This is a genomic window from Campylobacter concisus (assembly GCF_902460705.1).
Classification (GTDB): Bacteria; Campylobacterota; Campylobacteria; order Campylobacterales; family Campylobacteraceae; genus Campylobacter_A; species Campylobacter_A concisus_Z.
This window is the reverse complement of the sequence record NZ_CABPUP010000005.1, coordinates 114,215-138,866: the sequence shown is the minus strand read 5'-3', so window position 1 is coordinate 138,866 and position 24,652 is coordinate 114,215. Positions and strand designations below refer to the sequence as shown.

The following is a 24,652-nucleotide window of genomic DNA, read 5'->3' as shown; positions in this document are numbered from 1 at the left end:
AAGGTTATAGCAAGCAAGTACTTTACAAAAGTACTTACGCTTGAAATTCGTAGTGGTTGGAGCAAGAGAGAATACAAAAACGAAGCCAAAAAAGAACTCGTCAAGTGGCTAGATGGCGTAACTAAGCAGGTAAAGGGGCTGAAGTTTAAAGATACCACTAAGGTAAATGATTTGTTCGAGCTGTGGAAAGGCAAAAAAGATATCAACAAAAAGTCCGTCGTTAGCGACATCGCTTTTTATGAGACCTATTTGCAAGACAGTATCGGCAAAGAGATCGTAGTAGACGTCATAGCTGCCCAAATAGACAATGTTATCCATAATCTAATGCACGATGGGAAATTTAATAAAACAATAGGAAAAGTGCAGGTATTATCAAAGCGCACAGCATACGATAATACAAGGCGAATTTTAGGCGAGATGTTTGACATAGCGCTTCGCAATCAGCTGATAGTGGTAAATCCTTGCGCTCTGCTAACTAAAATAGCTAAAACGACTAGAAAAACGATAGTAAAAGATGCGGTCGGTAAATTTTATAAGCTAAAAACGGCTATTTTGGAGCTCTATAAGGACGATCCGTTTTGGAGAGGATTTTTCTTATTTTGTTTGTATGGTAGGCGAAAAGGAGAAGTAGCCAGCCTAAAATGGGAAAATGTCGATCTAGAAAATAACGTATACTACCTAATAGATACAAAAAACGGAAACGACTACAAAAAGCCGCTTCCTTTGCTCGTAAAAGAAGCTATGATGCAAATACCGGCCGATAGATGCGGCTTAGTATTTGCAAGTCCAAAAACCGGCGAGTCTATTAAAAATACAGATAGACAAAAGATGAAACTTGATAAATTCGTTGGTTTTCATGATTTTAAGTTGCACGGCACTAGGCATATAAGCGGTTCGGCACTCGAAGAACTTGGCGCAAATAGTGACATTATTAAAGATCATTTAACTCATAAAAGAGATGGTGTTACATATAAAAATTACGTAACTTACGATACCTATATAAATAGCTGTAAGGCTCTTGAGCTATTAGAGAGCATAAAGGAAGACTATGAATTTTGATAATGTTATAAATTTTACTTAGGATCCTAAGAATGCTTTTTCGCAGTTAACATCAAACTTAATACTGCATATATGCGAATTTTTTATTAACGAAAAATTTTTTATAAGTGCTTTTTATGTATATGAAGTCATTAACAATGCACAACTTCAAATAATAGATATTTTTAAAAATTTTATAGTCGTAGAAAAAGTTGATAAAGACAAATTAGACGACCTTGGTTCAGCACAGTTTATATGCTTTGAAGAGGATGATTCTTACTGTACTATTGATCCGTGCCAAACGGTAGAAAACATGGAAAAAGTTAAGGGTATGTTTGGTGGAGACATCGAAATATTGAAATTATCGCCATATTTTACAAATCAAGATATTTTTATTAAAGAATTGGCATGGCACACGTTTTTATATATAGTAACAAAGCTTAACAGTATTCTATATTCCAAGAATCAATATTTTAAAGATTTCTTTGATGCAGTTGATACACTGAGGAAGCAAAATTTTCCATTTGGTAATCACGATGAAAAATACCAAGACTGCTTTTCTAAAAATTATGAGAAATATATAACAATTATAAACGGAATACTTAAGAAAATATCAGAATTTAGAAATTTAAAAATATCTCAAGAAATTAAACGAAATACATATATAGTAGCTTTAAATAATGCAATAGATTACACTTTTGAGGAAAATAACTTAGAGTTTGAGAAAAATATTTTAATCAAAGTCTGATAAAAGCGCAAAAATTTGAAAAAATTTGGTCATTCTTTGTGCTTTTAAATTTTTGATTTTTACTATGATGTCCGAAAAGATAACAAGGATATCATATGAATAATCCTATAAAACAAAATCGTTGGCTAACGCCGAAGGATGTTGTACAAGAGTATGGAATAAGCATAAATACTCAAGCAAAATATCGCATGAGAGGCTTAATACCGTTTTCTAAAATAAATAAGATCATAAGATACGATAGAACCAAGCTAGATGAATGGTTTGAGTACCACGCTATTGAGGTAAAGAGATAGTGTTATGATACAACCAAACCATACCTGTAAGATATCAGTACGTTTCAGTGAAGATCAAAAGAACAATATTGAATTAAGTGCTGCAATAGCAGGCATTACTGTCTCTAGCTATATAAGAAATGCCGTATCTAGTTCTAAGCCACCCATTCATAAATTTGATAGAGCTATGATGGTAAAAATATCAAAGATAGGCAACAATTTAAATCAGATTGCAAGGTATGTTAATTTAAACAAAAGTATAGATCAAATTGTCTTAAAACACATAATATCTATTGATAATGACCTGGATGGATTGTTAAGCAAGACTAAGTAGCATGCTTATTAAGTTTTTTAAAACCAATAGCGGTGGTGGTGAATCAGGCATAGACTATCTACTAAACAGTAGAGTTGCCGACAAAACAGCCTATGTCATAAAAGGAAATGAGCATGTTACTAGACAGATTATAAATAATATTGAGAATAGACAAAAAACTTGTATTGGATGTTTGTCGTTTGAAGAAGACAATATTGATCAAAATGTAAAAAAAGAGTTAATACGCGAATTTGAAAGAATACTGTTTGGTATGTACAGAGAAAGATTCAATATTCTTTGGGTTGAGCATATAGACAAAGGAAGGCTGGAACTAAATTTTGTTATTCCAAAAATAGACTTGAAAAGTGGTCTAGCATTTAATCCGTATTATCACAAAGCAGATATGCCATTAATAGACAGTTGGCAAAACTATACAAATTTAAGATATAACTTCTCAGACCCAAAAGACCCAGCTAAGAGCCATATACTTCAAGGCCAAAGAAAAGAGCTTAGCCTAATCAAAGACTATATTGAGTTTGAAAGAATATTAATAGATAAGTTCATAAATCAAGAATTTACTTGCAGGAGCGACATATTAAAAGCATTTAACGACAGCAATATAGAAATAACTAGGGTTGGAGAAGACTATGTTAGTGTAAAGCTTCCAAATTCAAAGAAGGCAAGAAGATTTAAAGGAGATATGTTTAATGAAAAATTTACAAGCATTGAGGCAATGGAGCAACTCAGAAGTAAAGCAGATGCAAGAGCAGCAGAATTTAAAGATACAAGAGATTTATCAAGAAATGAAAATGATGCAAGAGTCGTATCAAAGCGAGAAAAAGAGCTTGATAGACTCAAAGCAGCTTGTATTAAACAAGTTCAAAAAAGAGATCGATGGCTTAAAAGTCAAGCTGAAAGAGAACCTAAACAAAACAAAGGCTTTCAAAATCATATCATTGATACTATTGGTGATAATAATAGTTATAACAACATAGTTGATAAAAACAAAAATAGAGATATCGTCTTTAGAAAAAGAGAACAAAGGGATGAATCGTTATATAGAAAAATATATAAATGGCGACAACTAAAAAATAAAATCACAATTTTTGATAAAAGGATAGATAATGACACTATTAGAGCAAACATTATTAATAGAATTAGAAGAAAAAGAGAGGCAAGAGAGCGAGAAAATGGAACTTTTATGTCAATTGTTACAAGTGTGCAATGTATTGTCAAACAAGTTGAGTCCATTATCTCAGGAATTAAAAACATTCGAATACGAGTTGCAGGACTTAGGAGCCTTTATGCAAAAACAGAGCGAGGCATTGATGAAATTGTCGCAAGACGCCGAAACATCATAAATCAATATAATCAAAAATCTCAGTCACAATATCAAATATCACAAAAGACAGAAAACAAAATTCCTCAGAAAACTGCCGAAATTGATTTCCTATAATGGTCTTATATTTTATTTGCAAGACCATTTTGCACACAAATAACCATACAAGTAATATTACTCCAAGATTCAATCTTTATAATACATTAGCGTCTTATTCCAGTAGTATTAAATTTTTTTATAAAATAATAAAAAATAATATCTTAACGCTAAAATTTTAAATGCCTAAATGGGGTTTTAGGGGCAACCCCTAACGAGGTTTTTGTCTGCATGTCAGACAAAAAGTATCCTCGCCCAAGCGAAAAAAGTTGTTAGTTTTTACCATATTGTCTATGTACCAAAATAAAAAGTTAGGATCTGTGTAATAATTTGGCGTTTGCTATAACTAGGCTATAAAAACATTATTGAAAATGTTAAGCTTTTTGAAATGTTTGATTTTAACAAAAAATATTTTTAAAATTTTTATTTTTATCTTCTATTTCGCCGTGTATTAGTTTTTCTTTTTGGTAGAAAACGGACTAATAAATGGCACCCAAGATGGCACCCGGCCAAACCTTAAAGCTTTGAAATATCGATAAAATAGGGATTAGTAAGGAAATGGTGGTTAGAGGCAGAATCGAACTGCCGACACGCAGATTTTCAGTCTGCTGCTCTACCGACTGAGCTATCCAACCACCCGTTAAAGAAAGTCAGATTATACATGTTTAATATTTAAAGCAAGTTTAAAATACACACTTTTTTTAAATAAAATAAGCTATGTTTTTCTATTTTGACTTGAAATATAAAAGAAATTCTACAAAGCAGATAATAAATTACGAGCTTAAGTAAGCTTGTAATTTATTTTAATGTATACGAAATAGGGAATCGAAGGTAACGATCTTGTTTAGGCTTTGGAAACTCAGAACTTGCTCTTTGAATGTTTTCTAAAGCACCATTATCAAGCGACTCAAAACCAGAGCTTTTACTAACTTTAAGTTCATCTATGCTGCCGTCTTGCTTGAGTAAAAACCTAACTTCTACAACTCCTTGATGTTTCATACGTCTAGCATTATTTGGGTAACTTTTATGCCTCTTAACTGCGATTATAACCTTCGTAAAATCTTCATCGCCTTGCGAATTTGATAAATTTAGCTCAGGTGTTACATTTTGAACTGGAGCTGCAGCGATAGACTTGTTATTGGCTGGTAAATTTGTATTTACACTAGCTGGCGGTACAATAGGCTGCACTGGCTGAGCAATTACCGGTTCAGGCTTGGGCTCTATTTTTTTCTCTTTTTTAGGCTCTACTTTTTTTATTTCACGCTTTGGTTTCTCCACCTTTTTAGGTTCAGGTTTTGGTTCTGGCTTTGGTTCAGGTTTTGGTAGCTCTGGCGGTGGTGGTGGAGCTGGTGGAGTTGGCTCTGGGATAAGCATTTGCTCCGCTATTTGAGGTGCTGAGACTTGCGGCACTGGAGTAAATGAATTAAGAGCTATTTTTATTGGTTTTTGCTCACCTATTTTTATCTCATGAAAATTATGTGAAAGCAAAAAATATACTGCTGCTCCATGCACTATAAGTGAAACAGCTAAGCCGCTATAATTTGAAATTTTATTCAGAGATTGTTTGGATTGCAAAATTTTCGTGGCCCTTCTCTTTTAATATATCAATTACTTTGACAAAGCTATCAAATTTCGAATTTTTATCGCTTTTTAGTTCGATCAATGTCTTTATATCAACCGCATTTAGCTTATCTTTGAGTTCATTCTCAGAAATTTCTACATCATCTATAAAAAATTTATTATCCTTATCAATTACTACGCTTACCTTTTTATCGTCCTCTTTGCTTTGCTCAGCACTGTTTGCACTTGGAAGATCAATAGCTATCTTGCCTTGAGCAATAAAAGTCGAAATGCTAAGCACGATAGCAAGCAAAACAAGCATAATATCAATAAATGGGACAATATTTAACCCATCTTTTTTATTTAGACGCATTTTCAGCCTTATATCTATTTAGCATCACATCTACTTTTCTGACAAAACCATTGTAAATCATTAAAGTTGGTATCGCCACGAGTAGTCCAAAAGCAGTTGCTTTTAGCGCAAGAGAGAGGCCGACCATTATGCTTTTAGTATCGATTCCGCCTGCCATACCCATATCATAAAATGTGATCATAATTCCAGCAACTGTACCAAGAAGTCCTACATATGGCGCATTTGAGTAGATAATGTAAAGTGTGGTTAAATTTTTGGTTAGTGCCTCTTCAAGCGCTTCGATACCTTTGTAACCTTTTATATCAACACGTGAATAAAAAATAATACGCTCAATCGTATACCAAAGTACAAAAAAACTCATAATGCCTAAAATCGCAATAATTACATGATCAATGTGATGTTTAATTAGCTCCATAATACCTTCTTAGTAAAAATTTTTGCGTGATTATAGCTATATTGATAACCAATGTCAAATGTTTAGTAAAAATGTAATTAAATAAAAACTAAAATTTTTAATTTTGTATGTATATATTTAATATTTTTAGAATTTCAAAAATTTAATTTCTTTCTTAATAGCTCTATTTCAGTGATGACTATTTTTGGCGTAAGCTCCTTCATACAGGCATGTGTTTTTATGGGACACACTCGCTTCATGCATGGCATACACTCTAAATTTAAATGCACTATCTTTGCACTTTCATCTTGCCATGGGCTAGTCTCTTTAAATTTAGTCGGTCCAAAAAGAGCCACAAGTGGCACTTTATAGGCAGCTGCGATATGCATCGGTCCGCTATCATTTGTCAAAAAGATGCCATTTTTTATAGAGCCTATTACCTCGCAAAGCTCTTTTATGCTTGTTTTTCCGGCCAAATTTTCACATTTCATGCCATTTTGTAAGAGTATTTGCTCGATTTCATTGCAAATTTCAAGCTCTGCTTTTGAGCCAGTGATCTTCACATTAAATTCGTCTTTAAAATGAAGTGCAACCTCTGCAAAATAGTGTGGATACCACCTTTTGGCACTTCCATAGCTAGCACCTGGATTTAGTACGAGGAGCTTTTGCTCGCTTTTTTTAGCTTCATAATAAATTTTTAGTTCGTTTGAAATTTCTTTTAAATTTAGGCTTTGCTGTACAAATTTTAGATATTTCTGCACCTGATGCAAGCTCTCGCCACTCTTTTTAAAGCAAAATTTTTGCGTTGCTTTTAGAAAAAATAGCAAAAATTTACTAGCAAACGAGCTTCTAAAACTAATAGCGATATCAAATTTTCCAAGCTTTCTAGCTGCTTTTATAAGGCTTAGATATCTTGAGCTTTGTTTTTTACTATCATCAATTACTACTTTTTCACACTTTGGATGTGATTTATAAAGCTCACAGGCCACATAAGAGCCAAAAAATACAATATTTGTAGCATTTTTACTTAAATTTTCTATCGCTGCACTCGCCATCACAGCATCTCCAAGCCAAGTCGGAAGCTCTATAAACACTCTCACTTTTGCTCCAAATTTAGCACTTCGTTTATGATTTTAAGAGTTTTGCTTGCATTTTCTTCTATACTAAATTTTTGCGAAAGCAAAAATGACTTCTCTTGCAGCTCTCTCATCATCTCATTGTCATTAAGCACCTGCTCTACTAGCTCCAGTATGCTCTCGTCGCTTGGTTCACGCATGACAAAACGATTTTCTAAAATTTCAGCTGCTCCGTTTTGAGCGGTTGTAAATACAATATTTTTAAAACTAAGTGCCTCTAGGACGACATTTGAAAATGGTTCGTAGTGCGTTGGAAATATAAAAATATCGCTTGCCTCATAAAATTTTGCAGTCATTTTTTGCTCACCTGTGAAAAATGCATTTATCTTTAGCTTTTTTGCTAGCTTCTTATATGAATTTAAATTTTTATCTTTGCCTACTATTAGTGCATTTACTGGCGTTTTTAGCTTTGAGACAAGAAGCAAAAAGTCCTTTGCTCCTTTTCTTTTAAAGCCGTTTCCGACAAAAAGCACAATTGGTAAATTGTAATCAAGTCCAAATTCTTCGCATACGCTAAGTTTTGCTTCTCCTTTTTCTACCTTTTGTGGCAAATTTATACCGTTGTAGATAGTAACGATCTTTGACTCATCGATACCGTAAGCTGAAATAATTTGCTCTTTTATGTAGTTTGAATTTGCGATTATCTTTTTAGAATTTTTAAAGCAACGTTTTTCTAGATATGGATAGACAAAATTTAGAGGATTAACCCACCAAAATGGCTTTGTGGCACGATAAATTTTATGCACGCCGTCCCCTGCTCTATAAATATCTGCGCAGCTCACTCGCTCCAAGCTAAAATATACCTCATCGCTTTGTTTCTGGCGTTTTACCTGTGCATTAAATCTCAAAGCCTTTTTCCATGACGAGATCCTAGCCTCTCCTAAATATGAGCGTATAGATGTGTCTATACCTACGTCTTTTAGGGCTTTGGTAAGCCTTCTTAAATAGCGTTCGGCACCACCTACTGCATTTGGATTGATACGTAAAAAAACTATTTTTTTCATGACCTCAAAGCTTTTTTGTTTTTGTGATTTTTTATTTGTAATGTCCGCCATAATATCAAAAATTTTTATAAATCAGCCTATTTTTTGCCTAAATTTCATAAAATTACACAAAGGATAAAAATGAAAACACTTACGATTATTGACACTTTTGGTTTCTTTTTTAGGCTCTACTACGCTATGAGCGGACTTAAAAACCGTGAGGGCAAGCCAAGCGGTATGATTAGTGGCTTTGCAAATTTTATAGCAAGCCTCAAGGATGAATACCAAAGCGACTATCTCATCTTTGCTCTTGATAGCAAAGGCAAGACCTTACGTCACGAAATTTTAGGTGATTACAAAGCAAACAGAAACGAGCCGCCAGCTCAACTAAAAGAACAGCTTCCAGTTTGCATAGATATGATAGAAAAAATGGGACTTTACAGCCTTAGCCGCGAGGGCTACGAGGCCGATGACATCATCGCAAGCGCGGTTAAATTTTGCAAGGATAAAGATATATTTGTGCGAATAGTCACCCACGATAAAGACCTTTACCAGCTCATAGAGGACGGCAAAGTGAGCATCTACAGCCCACAAAGCAAGATTGATCATGATAGTGCAAGCTGCTTTGAAAAGTACGGAGTTTATCCAGCACAGGTGAGGGACTTTTTAGCCATCGCAGGCGATAGCTCGGATAACATCCCAGGTGTAAAAGGCATCGGCGCAGTGGGAGCTAAGAAGCTTTTGGCTGAGTACGGAAGCTTAGAGGGAATTTATGAAAATTTAGCCCTTATTAGAAATGAGCGCACTAAAAATATGCTTGCCGCCGCAAAAGACGAAGCATTTTTGAGCAAAAAGCTAGCCACTTTATTTGATGACGCAGTTAGCTCGTTTGATCTTGAGCACTCTAAATTTCCAGAGCAAAATCCTTTGATAAATATCTCAGAAATTTTAAAAGAGTACGATCTAAATAGGCTTCTTAAGAGCTTGCAAAAAGAGGAAAATGCTGAATTTAAGCTTGGCTTTAGAGCAAATTTACTACTTGATGAAGCAAATATTGAAAAGCTACTTACTGACATCACGCCTGAAACTATCGTCGCATTTGACACGGAAACGACCGGCGTTGATAGCAAAAGTGCAAAGATCGTTGGCTTTAGCTTTTGCTTTAACGACGAGGACGCCTACTACGTGCCGATAGCTCACAACTACCTTGGTGTACCACAACAAATCAGCCTAAAATTTGCAACTTGGGCGATAGGTCAAATTTACAAAGGTTGCGTAATCGGACAAAATTTAAAATATGACTTTGAGATCGTGAAAAACAACCTTGGCCTTAATCCCCCAGCAAATTTTAAAGACACGATGATACTTGCATGGCTTAGCGATCCAAACTCGAGTGTCGGCATGGACGCACTGGCAAAGAGACTTTATGACTACGACACGATAAAATTTGAAGATATGGTCAAAAAGGGGCAAACTTTTGGCGATGTGCCGCTAGAAAATGCCGCCAAATACGCGAGTGAGGACGCTTGGATAACGCTTAAATTTTATAAAACTTTTCAAAACACGCTTGATAAAAATTTACTAGCCCTTGCCGATACGCACGAGTTTCCTTTTATCCTCACACTCTTTGACATGGAGCAAAACGGCATCAAGATAAATGAAGCCAAAATGCAAAAGCTCATCCTTGAAAACGACACAAAACTAAAGGCACTAACAAGTGAAATTTATGAGCTAAGCGGCGAAAATTTCAACATAAACTCAGTAAAACAGCTTGGTGTCATACTTTTTGAGCACTTGAAGCTTCCAACCAAAAAGAAAACTAAAACAGGATATAGCACCGATGAAAGCGTGCTCGCTGAGCTCATAGACGCCCACCCAGTGATTGAGAAAATTTTAGCCTACAGGGAGCTATATAAACTACAAAGCACCTACTGCGAGCCGCTTTTAGCGCTTGCGAAAAAGGATGAGGGCTCGCGAATTTACACGAGCTTTTTACAAACTGGCACAAGTACTGGCAGGCTATCAAGTAAAAATCCAAATTTACAAAACATCCCTGCTCGCGGTAGCCTCGCAAAGGATGTTAGAGAGTGCTTTGAGGCGCGCGAGGGGTATAGCTTTGTGGGGCTTGACTACAGCCAGATCGAGCTTAGACTGCTAGCTCACTTTAGTCAAGATCCTGCGCTGCTTGAAGCGTTTAAAAACGACGAGGATATCCACGCAAGGACGGCTATTAGCATATTTGGTAGTAGCGATGGGCAAAATAGAGCCGTGGCAAAAAGTATAAATTTTGGCCTCATTTACGGCATGGGCTCAAGCAAGCTGGCAAATCAAGTAAATATCACAAGAGCCGAGGCAAAAGAGTATATAGAGCGCTATTTTAAGGCTTTTGAGACGATCAAAGAGTTTTTAGAAGGGATAAAAATTTCAGCCAAAAACGACGGCTTTGTGCAGACGCTACTTGGCAGAAGGCGCTACTTTGACTTTAAAAGTGCTACACCTATGCAAATAGCTATGTTTGAGCGCGAGGCGGTAAATACGGTCTTTCAAGGCTCTGCGGCAGATCTAGTCAAGATGGCGATGGTAAAAGTTAGAGCAAATTTAGATGAAAACGCAAAAATGCTGTTGCAGATACATGACGAGCTAATCTTTGAAGTAAAAGACGAATTTGCACAGGAATTTGGCGAAGCGACACAAAAGACGATGGAGGAAATTTACACGCTAAATGTACCACTTAAAACATCGCTAAATATCGCCAAAAACTGGGGTGAGCTAAAATAGATAGATAAATTTTGCTGGAGCTTTTAAGATGATTAGTTCCTGCTTTATACTTAAAAATAAAGTTGTAATTTATCACTATATCTTTGGACTTTTATACTTTTGCAGAAAGCAAATGACATCAATCAAATAAGCCAGCAAGCAGCCCAACGCATAACATACGATGTCGCTAACATCAAATGTCCCGCCAAAGACTATGCGTATTATTAAATTATGAATATCTAAAATTTCAAGTACTTTAAAGTATTGTAAAATTTCTATAAATAGCGAGAAAATAAATATTTCAAATGCTAAAATTTTTGGTGCAGTTTTAAATATAGCTCGTTCAAATGCGTAAAGCATCACCGTAACTAGTACATCACCCAAATAATGACGCACAAAGCCACCTTTGACAAAAACTGCGATAAAAATTTCGATTGTCAAAATCACGATTGCCACGACTAAAAAGAACAATCTAGCTCGCAAGACATGTCTCATTTTCTCGTATTGAAAAGTTTTGTATATTTTTCGTTTTACTTGCATTTTTTTATTTATTTGAAATTTTACTTTTTTACAAATTAGAAATGATATCCATACCATCTTTAAAGCCAGGATTATACTGGATATATTTCTCGCCCACAAATGTATTTATAACTTCTACCTTATGCTCATTAAAAAGAGCATTCCATTAGGTTTTACTTGAAATTGCCAAAACCCAGCTATTTCATGCATTGTAACGGATAATAGCAATATTGCCAAATAAAAAATTTCTTATTTTTAAAATTCTTTGACAAGAAATATCAATCAAAATAGCTTTTGAAAGTATTTTTCAGACACTTAATAACTTTTTGGTTTAAGGATAATGAAATTTATGGATTAAAATTTTTCTATCAAATCTTTAAAAATTTCATAAAGTTTATTTACTTCGTGGGCGCTAACTCGCTCGTTTTTGGCGTGTATGAGGTCGTTTATGACGCCAAATTCTATCGCATCTACACCAAATTCAGCAAAGTGCCTTGCATCGCTCGTGCCGCCCTTTGTATTTAGAACCGGCGTGACTCCGGTAATCTTTTTGACAGAAGCTATTAAATTTTTTACGATTTTGCTATCTTTGTTTGTTAAAAATCTCTTTGAGCTTTGCTTTATACTAAGCTCGTAATCAAGCCCTTTTAAGACCTCTCTAAGATAGCTCTCAACGTCATTTACGTCGGTTAAATTTGAGTTTCTCACATTAAACATTATGCTAAGCTCGCTCGGCGTGACGTTGCAAACTTGCATGCCGCCTCTAATATCAGTTACCACGATCTTACTTGGGCTAAAAAACTCACTTCCAGCGTCCATATCGTGATCAGCTATCTTACTTAAAAGTGGAGCTATTAAATTTACCGGATTTATGCACTTTTCAGGATACGCCACGTGCCCTTGAACGCCCTTTATCACGATCTTGCCATTTATTGAGCCACGTCTGCCAACTTTTATGCTATCGCCAAATTCTTTATCGCAAGTTGGCTCAGCCACTACGCAAAATTTTGGCAAATCATTTATTTCGTGTAAATATTCAAGTGCCAAAGGCGTTCCATATGTGCCATCGCCCTCTTCGTCGCTTGTTAATATGAGGCTTAGCTTCCCATCAAATTTTGCGTATTTAGCAGCGCAAACAAAAGCAGCCACGCCACTTTTCATATCCTGTGCGCCTCTTGCGTAGATGTAGCCATCTTTTTCTAGTGGAGTAAATGGCTCACTATCCCAGCCCTCACCTGGAGGCACGACATCAACGTGTCCAGCAAAAGCTAGATGCTCGCCATCACCATAAATTTTAGAGAGTATGAGATTTTTGGTGCCGTTTTTTTCTATAAATTTTGCCTCAAAATCAGGCAAAAATCTAGCGATAAATTCTAAGCTTCCAGCATTATTAGGTGTGATAGAGCGAAAGCTTAAAAGCTCTTTTAAAAAGCTAATTACCACTAAGTACCTTATGAGCCAGCACGCTCTGGTGCACCAAAATAAAAGCCCTGGAACTCATCTACGCCGATCTCTTTACAGATTTCAAATATCTCTTTTGAATGCACATATTCAGCAATAGTTTTTATACCAAGGTCTTTTGCAAATGCCACGATCGCACTTGCGATGGAGTGTGAATCTTTATTTATGTCTATATCTTTTATAATAGAGCCGTCGATCTTCACATAGTCAGGCTTGATCTTTATAATGTAAGAAAAATTTGAATATCCTGAGCCAAAATCATCAATAGCGATCTTTGCGCCCATACTTTTTACACGCTCGATAAAATTTGAAACTCTCTCTAAATTTTTAAGCTCTTCATCTTCAACGATCTCAAATACTACTCTACCAGCAACATTATGCTTGTTTAATAAATTTAAAACAAGTGAGCTAACATCACCATCGATCATATCTCTACTGCTTAAATTTATAGAAAGTACTAAATTCTTATCCTCTACAAGTTGTTTAAAACACTTTACAATGAGTTGTTTCTCAAGATCAGCATAACGCTTAATACGCTTTGAGATATCCAAAAAGACATTTGGTGATATAACATCGCCTCTATCTAAAAGTCTTATCAAGCATTCGTATTTTACAGGTACCTTTTGGTCATTAACTATCGGCTGAAAATAAGGAACAATATTGTTATTTATAGTGGCGTATTGTATCAGTTTAGAGCGTTCTATTTGAGTTGCGTATTCCTCTTTTTGATTTAGCCCTTTAAAATAGCAAACATAGTCTTTATCTTGCTCTTTTGCTGTTTTTAATGCTATTGTTGCTTTTCTTAGTGTTTGATCACTATCAAGGGCAAAGCCTATTGTACTATGTATCTCGATACCTTCTATCTCCCTACCATCTTCATCGACTATATTTAGCATACGACCTTTAAAAATTTCTATCAAATCTTCAACCATATCTTCATATCTATCGATAAAGCTATCGCTATCTTCTACCAGAGCAAACCTATCTGCTTCTATGCAGTAAGCTTTCATATTCTCATTTTTGGCAAATTCACTGATCAAATCAGCCATTTTGACCAAAATCTGATCACATGCAAATTTACCGTAAAAGTCATTCATCTTGCCAAAATCGTCAATATCTATAAGCACTACTTTAGGATTTTCATAGCTATTAATATCACGCACCAATGCTGTTTTATTTAAAAGTCCGGTCATTGGATCGATATAAAGCTTTTCTCCAAGCTCTTCTATCTGTTTTTTAGCATCTGTTTTTAATGCGTTATAGTTATTTTTTTCTTTTATGTATTTGACCGCATACCATATACAAGTAGATAAAGCAACTATTGCACCAACGAAGCTTAAGATGAATGTTAAAGCCATATTGTTTAAAAGCCACTTAAAAAAGTACTCATCATGCGTGCCAGTAATACGCTGATCAACCTTTCCTTTAAAGCCTAATATATACTCTCCAACTGGCACAAACATACAAACTTGAGCGGCGTTTTCTGGCAAAATTTTTGACCAAAAATAATCTTTTTGGAAATTATGAGCAAAGATATTTCCACAGCTTTTATCGTTAAATTCTTGATTTATTATTCTTTTATCTGAAGACGCTACGACCTTGTATCCATTTTTATTATCATCCTTTAATAAAAGGACATCACCCATAGCGCTATCGTTAATGTAAGATTGAAAATTTGCGACATCATATTTGCTGACATTTTTGAAATAATCAACATATTGATATGTCAAATAATCAACTTTCTTTCGAAGATTAAAACCATTTTCAGCAGAAGCATTATTAAATTTAAAATAAAAAACTGCCAGGTTTTCGACTAAAAAAATACTTCCCAAAACAAACACCAAACCTATAATCGTTTTAGTGATATTTAGATTTTTACCCGTTTGCTCGTCCTTGTTACTCAAAAGTTACTTCCCTTGTTTTGTGTAATTACACTGATTATATCAACCTTAAAATAAATTTTAACTTTTGGAAAAAAGTTAAAGCCTGACTATTTTAGCTCCATATCCACCCTGATTTGCTGGTGCGTCAAAAAATTCTTTCACACTTGGATGCTCTTTTAAGAAATTTTTAACAGCAAAGGCGAGCTTGCCAGTGCCGATGCCGTGAAATACGCTAACCTCATCAAATCCCATAACAAGACTATCTGAGATAAATTTATCAAGCTTTGCTATCGCCTCGTCAGCTCTCATGCCGTGCAGATCAAGCGAGAGTGAGGCAGTTTTTGGCTTATCGACACTTAAACTCACGCCACCTTTTTTAGGCAAGACTACTTCGTTGCCATTTTTTCTTAAAAGCTCAAGCGGTACACGTAAATTTATGCCATTTGACTCGATCATCGCGTCATTTTTAGAGATGCTTAGAACTGTGCCTTTTATATTTTCATACTTCACTATATCGCCTACTTTTAGGCTCTCGCGCTCAGTTTTTTTAGGCTTAACGATGGCAGCTTTTTTCTCATTTGCCACATTTAGCGCTCTTTGTTTGTCTTTCATATCCTTGAAATTTATAACCGCTTTTGCCGCATTTATCGCTTCATAATACTCTTTTTCCAGACGTGAAATAGTCGCATTTAGCTTGATCTCATTTTTCTCTTTTAGCTCTTTTTGCTCCTCGAGCAAACGCTCCAGCCGCTCCTCTTTTGCCGTGACCTCTTTTATCCCCTCATCAAGCTTGGTTTGTAAATTTAGCGTCTTTGTGATGATCTCGTTTAAATTCTCTTTATCTTCGCCGTAAATTTTCTTAGCCTGAGCCACTAAATTTTGAGATATGCCGTATCTTGCCGCCGTTTCAAAGGCATAAGACTTGCCGATCGTGCCTTTTAAAAACTCAAATTTAGGCCTTTGAGCCGCCTCGTCGTAAAGTGCTGCCACTAGCTCAACCTCGGGGTTTTTAGCTAGCAACATCGCAAGGCGTTTGTGGTGGGTTGTGATGATCATTTTGATATCTTGAGTGATGAGGCGCTCTATCATGACGCCATACAAGCTAGCAGCCTCTTCAAAGTCGGTGCCAAGCTCGATCTCGTCGATGCCGATGATGATTGATCTTTTAGTAAAAAGCTTTGCAAAATGCACCATCCTGCCAGCAAAGGTCGAGATGTCGTTTTTCACGCTTTGCGGATCTTCTATGATCGCGTCAAATTCTTTAAAAGAGCCGATAGTTGAGCGGTTTGCGTCGATACGCATAGGTAGCAGATACTTTGCAAGTAGCGTGGCTGAGATGATTGATTTTAAGAGCATCGATTTACCGCCAGCATTTACGCCGGTTATTAAAAGCACCTTTTTGCTAAAATCCACACTCACGCTCTTTGGATTTTTAAGCGCTGGGTGAGCAAATTTCTCAAGCTTTATGACATGCGAGCTATTTGGCAAAACAAACTCATAATCACGTGACCTAGCCAAATTTACACGAGCTTGATATGCGTCAAACTGATCAAAAGCGTTATTTATAAATTTTAAAAAAAGCAGACTCTTGCTCATCTGCAGGCTAAATTTCTTGCAGTATTCAAAAATGATCTCCTCTTTTCTATCAAGTAGCTCGCTTTGCTCCTTTTTTAGGCGCTCAGTACTTGTAGGAGCGACATAGAAGTAGCCGCCTGAGCTTCTAGCGATCACGGTGCCTTTTAAGGCGTGATTAAAGCCGCCACGCACCAAAAGTGCCTCTTGCGAGTTGATGTAGTGCGTCTGGGTATCAACTAGATAGGGCGTGATATGCTTTGAGTAGATGAGTTTTTTAAGCTCAGCGTCGATCTGGCGTTTTTTCTCGCTAAACGCCTGCTTTATCGCATAAAATCTCTCATCTACGCTGTCACTAAACTCACCATTCTCATCAAAACTATTTGCCAAAGTAATCATCACTTCAGGAATTTCTACCTTTGCGATCCACTCGCCAAGTCTGCCTTCAAATTTTTGCTTTTTTAGATATGAGAAATACTTAATGATCTTTGCAAACTCGTAGATTTCACTGATGTGAAGCACCGCTTGCTTGCTAAGTCTCATAAGTGCGTCATCTAAATTTTTTATCTCGTCTGGTGCCTTGAAATCATACTTGGAAAGTTCGTTTATGTTTTCAAAGTGAATTTTGCTGTCGCCTTGTAAAAATAGCGGTTTTTGCCTTGCTAAAAAGGAGTGAAATTTATCCAAATACTCGTTTAGATCAAGCTTTGCAAATATATCCTGAGTCATTGTTCGCAACTCTTTATAGGCACAATCACGCCTGAAAATTCGTTAAATTCTCGTTTTGGTAAAAATGATGCCGTGCCAAATTCGTAGTTAAATTTTTTATTGCTCACATTATAGTCGCCACATTTTAGTGTTTTGCCCTGCTCAAAATCACTAACTAGCTTTGAGATGGCGTCCTCGTTCTTTGATAAATTCTCTTCGTAAAAATAGACACAAGCAAGGATCGCTACAAGCACCGCGCTAACGAGCGCTTTTATGCCTTTGCTGATTTTTTCATCTTTTATCGCCCAGATCGCTCCAAAAAGTACAATAAAGCCAGCGATTAGGATTAAATTTCTTACCATTTCACGCCTTTATATTTTGCGATAAGCTCTTTGTAAAGCTCAGCATGAGGCTCAATCTTTTCTAAAATTTCTGCCCTAACCTCACTGATATCTTGTTTTTCAACTAGCAAACAAACAGCCATATACGGGGCATTTGGCAACATCTCTTTTATCTGAGCACTACTTAGCTTTTGCTCTCTTGCAAGCGCGATCAAGATATCTTTTTTACCTAAATTTATAAGGCTAGAAATTTCATCCTCGCTTAGCTCTTTTTCTTTTATCTCTTTTAAAATTTCATTTTCATCTTGGTGCTTGAAGCTACTTAGATCCATTAGTAGCCGCCTCTTAGCTGCACGCTGATATCGCCCGCTCCAAAACCAACTACGATGCCGTCACTTAGGCGGTTTTTTACGCCAAATTCATCTGTAAATTCGATGCCGTCCTCGACTCGCTCGACCTTATCTGTAAAGATCGGGTTATACTCGCTAAATTCGCTCTTCATATCAACCTCGATCGGATTTTCACCGGCTGCATAAACTGGCAAGATAACAAGCTCATCAACACCTTTAAAACACTCTTTAAAGCCGGCTAAATTTGTACTAAGCCTTGTGTAGCGGTGTGGCTGAAATATCGCTGTGACGCTGTTTATGCCTAAAATTTTGGCGTATTCAAAGACTGATTTTAGCGTCGCTTTTATCTCGGTTGGATGGTGCGCGTAGTCGTCGATTAGGACGAAATTTTTGTTTGCGCTAAGTATGTCAAAACGCTTTTTGATACCTTTAAAATTTAGTAAATTTTCTCTGATGTCTTTTAGCGGCGTCTCGTGCATCGCAGCTAAAATTGCCAAAGATGCGTCTATAGCGATGTGCTCACCCATGCCAAAGGCTTCAAATTTGCCTAAATTTTTAAGGTTAAAGCTGGTGTATGGCTGATAGTCTCTTACAACCATCGTAAGCTCGGTGATGTCAGTGCTTGGAAAGAGTCTGATCGCATCAAGCTTAAGCGTGCTCAAAAACTCGTCCTCAGCGTTTATCACCCTAACTTTCGCGCGCTCCAAAAAGCCCTTATAGGCTGCGTAAAATTTAGCTAGATCATAGTCATAGTGCTCCATGTGCTCTGGCTCTGCGTTGGTGACGATGGCTAGATATGGGTTTGAGTTTAGAAAGCTTGAGTCGCTCTCATCCGCCTCAAATACGACGTTATCGCTTTTAGCATAGCGCATATTTGAGCCAAACTGTTTTGAGATAGCACCAATAATCACTGAACCCTCAATGAGGCTTGCTAACATCGCAGAGGTCGTACTCTTACCGTGCGCGCCAGCTACTGCAAAAACGCACTTATCCTCAAGCACATAAGGCAAAATTTCCTTTCTAGAAAAGCACTTTATGCCCTTTCGTCTGGCCTCCACTAGCTCGATATTATCCTCTTTTATCGCAGCTGAATAGACCACGAAGTCTTGGTCTTTTATCGCCTCTTTACAGTGTGGCGTGATGACTTCGATGCCTTCATCTTTTAGCTCTAGCGTCGTTTTGCTCTCTTTGATGTCGCTGCCGCTTATCTTGTGGCCCTTTTCGCGTAAAAATCTAGCGATGGCTGAGATGCCGATGCCGCCGATGCCTATGAAATGGACTTTTCTGATCTCGTTGTTTAGCTCTTGCAAATTTTATCCTTAAGTTTTTCGTGATTTTAACAAAAACTACTAAATTTAAGGCTGAAAATGGCTTTTATTTGCTTAGCTCAAAGCTTTCATCTATCAGATCAAAAACGGCTTTTTGTGAGATTTTGGAGTTTAAATTTACACTTATCCAGTGCTTTTTATTCATGTGATATGCTTTAAAAATTTGCTCTTCATCAACTAGCACCATGGCTAGATCAGGGCTGCATTTTAGATTTAAAACTTCTATTATCTCGTCACTTTCAAGACCTAGCTTGCTTGCACTTATATCCATAAGCAGTGCAAACCACTTCTCATTTTTCTTATGGCGAAAGGCGCTAAAATTTGGATATTTTGGGAAAATTTGCTCGCCCAAAACGTCAAATTTCTCTTTTATATATTTTTCAATCTCGCTTCGTTTCAAATTTCACTCCAAAATTCCTTTAAAGAGCGCTCATTCTCGTAGTCGTGATGTCACATTACCCAACTCGTAATCGCGATAACTTTTGCTAAATTTGCTCTTTTCTACCTAGGCACAGCGCTTCATCTTTTAAATTTAGCCTCTATCTGCATAAAGCCCCAGATGCTTCTAGCCTCGCTAAGCTCCTTTTTGTTAAGCTCATCGATCATCATCTCTTCGTTCTTGCCGAGCCTATTTTTAACTTCACCAAACGGATTAATAAGCATCGAATCGCCGTAAAAGCTCCACTGCGTATCATCGCTCTTGTGGCTTCCTACGCGGTTTACGCGCAGCACGTAGACATTATTTGTAAAAGCTCTAACCTTTAAAAGCTCCTCCCAGCGCACCTGCGAGAAAAATGTACAAGCCGTTGGCACGAGCACGATATCGACCTTCTTAGCGCTCATATACGCCCAGCACACATCAAAGTGCGCCTCATAGCCAAACATGACGCCGACCTTAAATTTATCATATGTAAAGACAGGCAAATTTAGCTCATCGCTTGTGTTATTAAAGAATTTCGCCTCGTTCCAGTGAGCGTAAGGCATTAGAATTTGCTGATCATATAGCTTTACTTGTGTTGAGGTAAATTTAGCTAGACTTTTAAAAATTTCCTTGCCTTTTAGATTTACAATGGGTGCAACGATATTTAGATCATACTTTTTTGCCATTGCAAAAAGAGCCTCTTTTTTGCGCTCGCTTTGCTCTTTTATAAGGCTTTTTGGCATGCTAATGAGCTCTTTAAAAAAGCTATTTAGCACATATTCACCAAGCACAACCAGCCTTGCGTTTTCGTCAGCACAAATTTTTAGGTAATAATCAAGCCTTGCCTCACTTAAAGGCTGCGTTGGTAGCTGAAGAGCACAAATTCTACTCATCATCCACCTGCTTTATGCTAAGTTTTGCATTTTCTAAAATTTCTCTTGCTTCATTTAAGAGCTTTTTGCCTTGTTCGTGCAGCTTTATGCTATTTTCTAAGCTCACATCATCTTTATTTAGATCGTTTAAAATTTTATCTGCTAGGGCTAATTTTTCTTCAAAGCTTTGCTCTTTTTGCTCCATTTTCTATCCTTTTAATATATTTTTTATATATCCATCAAATTTTTCTATCTCGACCAAAAAGGCGTCGTGGCCGTAGTTGCTATCTATCTCTACAAAATTTGTCTTTGCGCCTCTGCCCATCTCGCAAAGTGCGTCGTAAATTTCTCTCATACAGCCTGGAGGAAAGAGTAGATCGCCTTTGAAAGCGATTAAGTGTAAATTTGCTTTGATCGGCGCAAGGGCGTCTTTTAGGTTGTCATAGTGCCTTGTGCAGTCAAAGATGTTCATCATTTTTACGATATATAGGTAGCTTAGTGGATCAAACCTCTTTGGGAAGTTGTAGCCGTTGTACTCCATGTAGCGATCCACCTGAAAGCGCCCAGAAAGCTCGTAAAGGCCGTCAGTCTCGACGTAGTTTCGTCCAAATTTCTCATCCATACTATCAGGGCTTAAGAAGCTGATATGCCCTGCCATCCTGCCGTAAGCCATACCTTTTAGACCATTTTTTCTTATAAATTCCGCATCGTATTCGCCGTTTTTGAAATTTTCATCGTTTAAAATGGCTTCGATGGCTATTTTGTTAAAAGCTATCGCCCAAGGCTTAGTCTGATAGGTGCTTGCAAGCATGATGATATCTTGTGCAAATTCTGGAAACTCAATAGCGTAGCAAAGTGCTTGCATACCGCCAAGACTGCCACCTATCACGGCTCTTGCTCTTGTGATGCCTAGCTCGCTAAATAACCTCATTTGCGCCTTTACTACGTCGCTTATGGCAAGGACTGGGAAATTTAGCCTATACTCTTTACCACTGCTTCTATCTACACTTAGTGGCGAAGTCGAGCCAAAGCATGAACCCAGTATATTTACGCAAATAACGTAAAATTTATCTGTATCGACCGCCTTTTTGCTGCCTATTAACCCGTCCCACCAGCCAGCTTTTTCATCGCCTGCGTAAGTGCCAGCTGCGTGGTGCGAGCCAGTTAGAGCGTGGCAGATCACGATAACGTTGCTTTTATCAGCGTTTAACGTGCCATAAGTCTCATAAATAAGCTTGAAATTTGATAGTATACGGCCACTCTCAAGATAGAGTGGCTCGTTAAATTTAATAGTTTTAGTTTGTAGATTTAACACTAATTAACTTTGTAGTTTGGTGCCTCGTGAGTGATAACTACGTCGTGAACGTGGCTCTCTTTAAGTCCTGCGCTTGTTATCTCGACAAATTCAGCTCTTTCTTGAAGAGTTGGGATATCTTTTGCGCCAACATAGCCCATAGCGCTTCTTAGGCCGCCTATTAGCTGATGTATCACATCTTTTATGCTTCCAGCAAATGGCACACGACCCTCGATACCTTCAGGTACAAGCTTGTCTTGAGCGGTACCCTCTTGGAAGTAGCGGTCTGAACTGCCCTTTGTCATAGCGCCGATCGATCCCATGCCACGATATACTTTGTACTGGCGACCTTGGAATGTTATAAGCTCGCCTGGGCTCTCCTCGCAACCTGCAAGCAAGCTACCAGCCATGACGCAAGCTGCGCCTGCTGCAAGGGCTTTTGCTACGTCGCCTGAGTATTTTAAGCCACCATCTGCAATAACTGGGATGCCGTATTTTGCTGCCTCGCTTGCGCAGTCATCGATAGCTGAAATTTGAGGCACGCCAACGCCAGCAACGATCCTTGTGGTACATATTGATCCAGGTCCAATGCCCACTTTTATGCCGTCCGCTCCTGCTTCTGCTAGGTCTTTTACGGCCGCTGGATTTGCGATATTGCCAGCTACGACATCGACATTAAAATTTGCTTTTACCTCTCTTAAAGTGTCGATAATGCCCTTTGAGTGGCCGTGAGCTGAGTCGATGACAATGACATCTACACCAGCATCGACAAGTGCTTTAGCGCGGTCAATCTGACCCACACCAATAGCCGCTGCTACACGAAGTCTGCCGTAGCTGTCTTTGTTTGCATTTGGATACTCTTTACGTTTTTTTAGATCTTTTATAGTGATAAGACCGTCAAGCTTGCCGTCTTTATCGACGATAGGTAGTTTTTCAACTCTATTTTGAGAGAAAATTTTCTCCGCATCATCAAGCGTGCAGCCCTTTGGTGCAGTGATAAGCGGTGCCTTTGTCATGCGGTCTTTTACCAAAGTGCTCATATTTGTCTCAAATCTCAAATCGCGGTTTGTTAAAATTCCTATTAGTTTACGGTCTTTGTCGATGACTGGAACGCCTGAAATATGAAGATCTGACATAAGGCTTAGAGCTTCAGCCACGGTTGCTTCTGGATTTATAAAGATAGGATCGATGATGACGCCACTTTCGCTTTTTTTGACGCGTTTGACCTCTTTTGCTTGGCTTTCGACGTCCATATTTTTGTGGATGACGCCGATACCGCCGAGCCTTGCCATCATAATAGCAGTTCTATGCTCAGTCACCGTATCCATCGCAGCAGAGACGATCGGGATATTTAGCGTTACATTTTTGCTGATCCTGGTTTTTACATCAACTTGCTTTGGCAAAATTTCAGAGTATTGCGGTACAAGAAGCACATCCTCAAATGTTAAAGCTCTCTTTACTATCTTCATATTTTTATCCTTTTATTAAATTTTCTAGGCTCTTGGCACCATTTATCAAGGTCTGTTCATCCCATGCTTTTGCGATTAGCTGTGCGCTTATATTTAGATTTAGATCATCTTTGCCAACTGGCACAGAGATAGCTGGTAGGCCTGCTAAATTTACGCTGATAGTGTAAATATCGCTTAGATATGCTTGAAGTGGATCGCTGTGTGCTCCAAATTTATAGGCTGTACTCGGAGCTACTGGCATAAATATAAGGTCGTTTTCTTCTAAAATTCTCTCGTATTGAGCTTTTATATGCGCTCTTGCTTTTTGCGCTTTGATATAGTAAGCATCATAGTATCCGCTACTTAGCACAAAGGTACCAAGCAAAATTCTTCTTTTTACTTCTTCACCAAAGCCCTCAGAGCGTGAGTTTATATATAGCTCTTTTAAATTTCTAGCATCTGCGCGTCTGCCATATCTTACGCCATCGTAGCGGCTTAAATTTGCGCTTGCCTCTGCGGTTGCAATGATGTAGTAGGCTGCGACGTCATATTTTGAGTCTTCAAAATTTGTGTAAGCTACGCTGTGGCCGTGTGATTTTAGCTTCTCTATAGCTAAATTTAAAGCAGCTTTTGTCTGCTCGCTTGCGTTTTCTACGTAGTTTTTGATGACACAAATTTTTAGTTTTTTGTTGCCATCTATCTTATCGCTAACGCTAATAAACGGTACATCTGCACTCGTGCTATCTTTTGAGTCGTGTCCAGCGATCGCGTCATATAAAATGGCTGCGTCTTCTACGTTTTGAGCGATCGGCCCTATCTGATCAAGGCTGCTTGAGTAGGCACCAAGGCCATATCTACTCACTCTGCCGTAGGTTGGCTTAAAACCTACACATCCACAAAATGCCGCTGGCTGGCGGATCGAGCCACCAGTATCACTACCAAGTGCGGCTATTGCAAGGCCAGCTGCGACTGCTGCTGCCGAGCCACCGCTACTGCCACCTGGGACGTGAGCGTGATTTAGTGGGTTTAGTGTTTTGCCGTAAAATGAGCTCTCAGTCGTGCTTCCCATCGCAAATTCATCCATATTTGTGCGGCCAAATGGAGCTAAATTTTTGCCAAGTAGCTTCTCGATAACAGTTGCGTTATAAGGTGCTACGTAGCCTTGTAAAATTTTAGAAGCGCACGTGACGTTCCAGCCTTTTACTTGGATGTTGTCTTTTATAGCGATAGGCACGCCCTCGCCTAGTTTTGCGATCTCTAAATTTGCTAGCTGCTCAACATAAGCGCCAAGCTCTTTTTCTTTTATGATCTTTGCCTCAAGCTCGGCTCTTAAATTTTTTATCTCTTCAGCTGAAAATTTTAAAGCTTCTTTTAAAGTTACCACTATTTTTATCCTTTAAATTTATTAACCAAAAATATGCCAAACAAGCTAACAACGACCACCGC

The 24,652-nt window shown here is 37.7% G+C and carries 24 protein-coding genes and 1 tRNA gene; 6 read left to right on the top strand and 19 right to left on the bottom strand.

The features are described from left to right. The first annotated feature begins 171 nt into the window (after positions 1-171). From F3G75_RS08270 to F3G75_RS08250, 5 genes are all read left to right on the top strand, one after another. Positions 172-1,059: a tyrosine-type recombinase/integrase gene (locus F3G75_RS08270; protein WP_149717208.1), complete on the top strand. Its 888-nt coding sequence runs from the start codon at positions 172-174 to the stop codon at positions 1,057-1,059. 292 nt (positions 1,060-1,351) lie between these two features. After that, positions 1,352-1,786: a hypothetical protein gene (locus F3G75_RS08265; RefSeq protein ID WP_149717207.1), complete on the top strand. Its 435-nt coding sequence runs from the start codon at positions 1,352-1,354 to the stop codon at positions 1,784-1,786. A gap of 95 nt (positions 1,787-1,881) precedes the next feature. Further along, positions 1,882-2,079 (top strand): helix-turn-helix domain-containing protein, encoded by a 198-nt coding sequence (locus tag F3G75_RS08260; RefSeq protein WP_084041712.1) that lies wholly within the window; start codon positions 1,882-1,884, stop codon positions 2,077-2,079. Between the two features lie 4 nt (positions 2,080-2,083). Then, positions 2,084-2,392 (top strand): plasmid mobilization protein, encoded by a 309-nt coding sequence (locus tag F3G75_RS09340; protein ID WP_188115408.1) that lies wholly within the window; start codon positions 2,084-2,086, stop codon positions 2,390-2,392. Position 2,393: 1 nt separating this feature from the next. Then, complete coding sequence (locus tag F3G75_RS08250) at positions 2,394-3,827, top strand: relaxase family protein (RefSeq protein WP_149717206.1); 1,434 nt, start codon at positions 2,394-2,396, stop codon at positions 3,825-3,827. A gap of 538 nt (positions 3,828-4,365) precedes the next feature. On the opposite strand, the gene F3G75_RS08245 is transcribed toward F3G75_RS08250, so the two are convergent. The 6 genes from F3G75_RS08245 to F3G75_RS08220 all read right to left on the bottom strand — a co-directional run bounded on the left by F3G75_RS08245 (position 4,366) and on the right by F3G75_RS08220 (position 8,273). After that, a tRNA-Phe gene (locus tag F3G75_RS08245) sits at positions 4,366-4,441 on the bottom strand. Between the two features lie 163 nt (positions 4,442-4,604). Then, complete coding sequence (locus F3G75_RS08240; RefSeq protein WP_188115411.1) at positions 4,605-5,318, bottom strand: energy transducer TonB; 714 nt, start codon at positions 5,316-5,318, stop codon at positions 4,605-4,607. A 37-nt stretch (positions 5,319-5,355) separates the two neighbouring features. Further along, positions 5,356-5,739 (bottom strand): TonB system transport protein ExbD, encoded by a 384-nt coding sequence (gene exbD / locus F3G75_RS08235; protein ID WP_072593836.1) that lies wholly within the window; start codon positions 5,737-5,739, stop codon positions 5,356-5,358. Then, positions 5,726-6,154 (bottom strand): TonB-system energizer ExbB, encoded by a 429-nt coding sequence (exbB, locus tag F3G75_RS08230; protein ID WP_149717204.1) that lies wholly within the window; start codon positions 6,152-6,154, stop codon positions 5,726-5,728. The genes exbD and exbB overlap by 14 nt, the downstream gene beginning before the upstream one ends. A 134-nt stretch (positions 6,155-6,288) precedes the next feature. After that, positions 6,289-7,233: a lipopolysaccharide heptosyltransferase II gene (gene waaF, locus F3G75_RS08225; protein ID WP_149717203.1), complete on the bottom strand. Its 945-nt coding sequence runs from the start codon at positions 7,231-7,233 to the stop codon at positions 6,289-6,291. Then, positions 7,230-8,273, bottom strand: coding sequence for a glycosyltransferase family 4 protein (locus F3G75_RS08220; RefSeq protein ID WP_149717202.1), 1,044 nt, complete (start codon positions 8,271-8,273; stop codon positions 7,230-7,232). The genes waaF and F3G75_RS08220 overlap by 4 nt, the downstream gene beginning before the upstream one ends. 120 nt (positions 8,274-8,393) lie before the next feature. Between F3G75_RS08220 and polA the strand changes: the two genes are divergently transcribed. Further along, the gene (gene polA, locus F3G75_RS08215) at positions 8,394-11,030 is read left to right on the top strand and encodes a DNA polymerase I (protein WP_149717201.1); all 2,637 of its coding nucleotides are present in this window, start codon (positions 8,394-8,396) and stop codon (positions 11,028-11,030) included. Between the two features lie 75 nt (positions 11,031-11,105). Here polA and F3G75_RS08210 read toward each other — a convergent pair whose 3' ends face one another. The 13 genes from F3G75_RS08210 to gatA all read right to left on the bottom strand — a co-directional run bounded on the left by F3G75_RS08210 (position 11,106) and on the right by gatA (position 24,590). Next, entirely contained in the window at positions 11,106-11,504 is a 399-nt protein-coding gene (locus tag F3G75_RS08210; RefSeq protein ID WP_149717200.1) for a ribosomal maturation YjgA family protein, read from the bottom strand. Between the two features lie 378 nt (positions 11,505-11,882). Then, positions 11,883-12,971, bottom strand: a complete 1,089-nt coding sequence (dapE, locus tag F3G75_RS08205) for a succinyl-diaminopimelate desuccinylase (RefSeq protein WP_149717199.1) — start codon at positions 12,969-12,971, stop codon at positions 11,883-11,885. Between the two features lie 8 nt (positions 12,972-12,979). Further along, entirely contained in the window at positions 12,980-14,893 is a 1,914-nt protein-coding gene (locus F3G75_RS08200; protein ID WP_149717198.1) for an EAL domain-containing protein, read from the bottom strand. 75 nt (positions 14,894-14,968) lie between these two features. Next, the gene (locus F3G75_RS08195) at positions 14,969-17,173 is read right to left on the bottom strand and encodes an endonuclease MutS2 (RefSeq protein ID WP_149717197.1); all 2,205 of its coding nucleotides are present in this window, start codon (positions 17,171-17,173) and stop codon (positions 14,969-14,971) included. Further along, the gene (locus F3G75_RS08190; protein ID WP_149717196.1) at positions 17,170-17,514 is read right to left on the bottom strand and encodes a hypothetical protein; all 345 of its coding nucleotides are present in this window, start codon (positions 17,512-17,514) and stop codon (positions 17,170-17,172) included. The genes F3G75_RS08195 and F3G75_RS08190 overlap by 4 nt, the downstream gene beginning before the upstream one ends. Next, positions 17,508-17,825, bottom strand: coding sequence for a hypothetical protein (locus tag F3G75_RS08185; RefSeq protein WP_149717195.1), 318 nt, complete (start codon positions 17,823-17,825; stop codon positions 17,508-17,510). Before F3G75_RS08185 ends, F3G75_RS08190 begins: the two co-directional genes overlap by 7 nt. Further along, the gene (gene murC / locus F3G75_RS08180; protein ID WP_149717224.1) at positions 17,825-19,132 is read right to left on the bottom strand and encodes a UDP-N-acetylmuramate--L-alanine ligase; all 1,308 of its coding nucleotides are present in this window, start codon (positions 19,130-19,132) and stop codon (positions 17,825-17,827) included. The genes F3G75_RS08185 and murC overlap by 1 nt, the downstream gene beginning before the upstream one ends. An 85-nt stretch (positions 19,133-19,217) precedes the next feature. After that, positions 19,218-19,571: an MmcQ/YjbR family DNA-binding protein gene (locus F3G75_RS08175; RefSeq protein ID WP_149717194.1), complete on the bottom strand. Its 354-nt coding sequence runs from the start codon at positions 19,569-19,571 to the stop codon at positions 19,218-19,220. Between the two features lie 119 nt (positions 19,572-19,690). Beyond that, a complete protein-coding gene (locus tag F3G75_RS08170) occupies positions 19,691-20,485 on the bottom strand; it encodes a carbon-nitrogen hydrolase family protein (protein ID WP_149717193.1) in 795 nt (264 codons plus the stop codon). Then, positions 20,478-20,669, bottom strand: a complete 192-nt coding sequence (xseB, locus tag F3G75_RS08165) for an exodeoxyribonuclease VII small subunit (protein WP_004317712.1) — start codon at positions 20,667-20,669, stop codon at positions 20,478-20,480. Before xseB ends, F3G75_RS08170 begins: the two co-directional genes overlap by 8 nt. Positions 20,670-20,672: 3 nt before the next feature. Continuing rightward, a complete protein-coding gene (gene metX / locus F3G75_RS08160) occupies positions 20,673-21,779 on the bottom strand; it encodes a homoserine O-acetyltransferase MetX (RefSeq protein ID WP_149717192.1) in 1,107 nt (368 codons plus the stop codon). Then, positions 21,779-23,227, bottom strand: coding sequence for an IMP dehydrogenase (gene guaB, locus F3G75_RS08155; protein ID WP_149717191.1), 1,449 nt, complete (start codon positions 23,225-23,227; stop codon positions 21,779-21,781). The genes metX and guaB overlap by 1 nt, the downstream gene beginning before the upstream one ends. Positions 23,228-23,231: 4 nt before the next feature. Beyond that, positions 23,232-24,590, bottom strand: a complete 1,359-nt coding sequence (gatA, locus tag F3G75_RS08150) for an Asp-tRNA(Asn)/Glu-tRNA(Gln) amidotransferase subunit GatA (RefSeq protein ID WP_149717190.1) — start codon at positions 24,588-24,590, stop codon at positions 23,232-23,234. Positions 24,591-24,652: the final 62 nt, after the last annotated feature.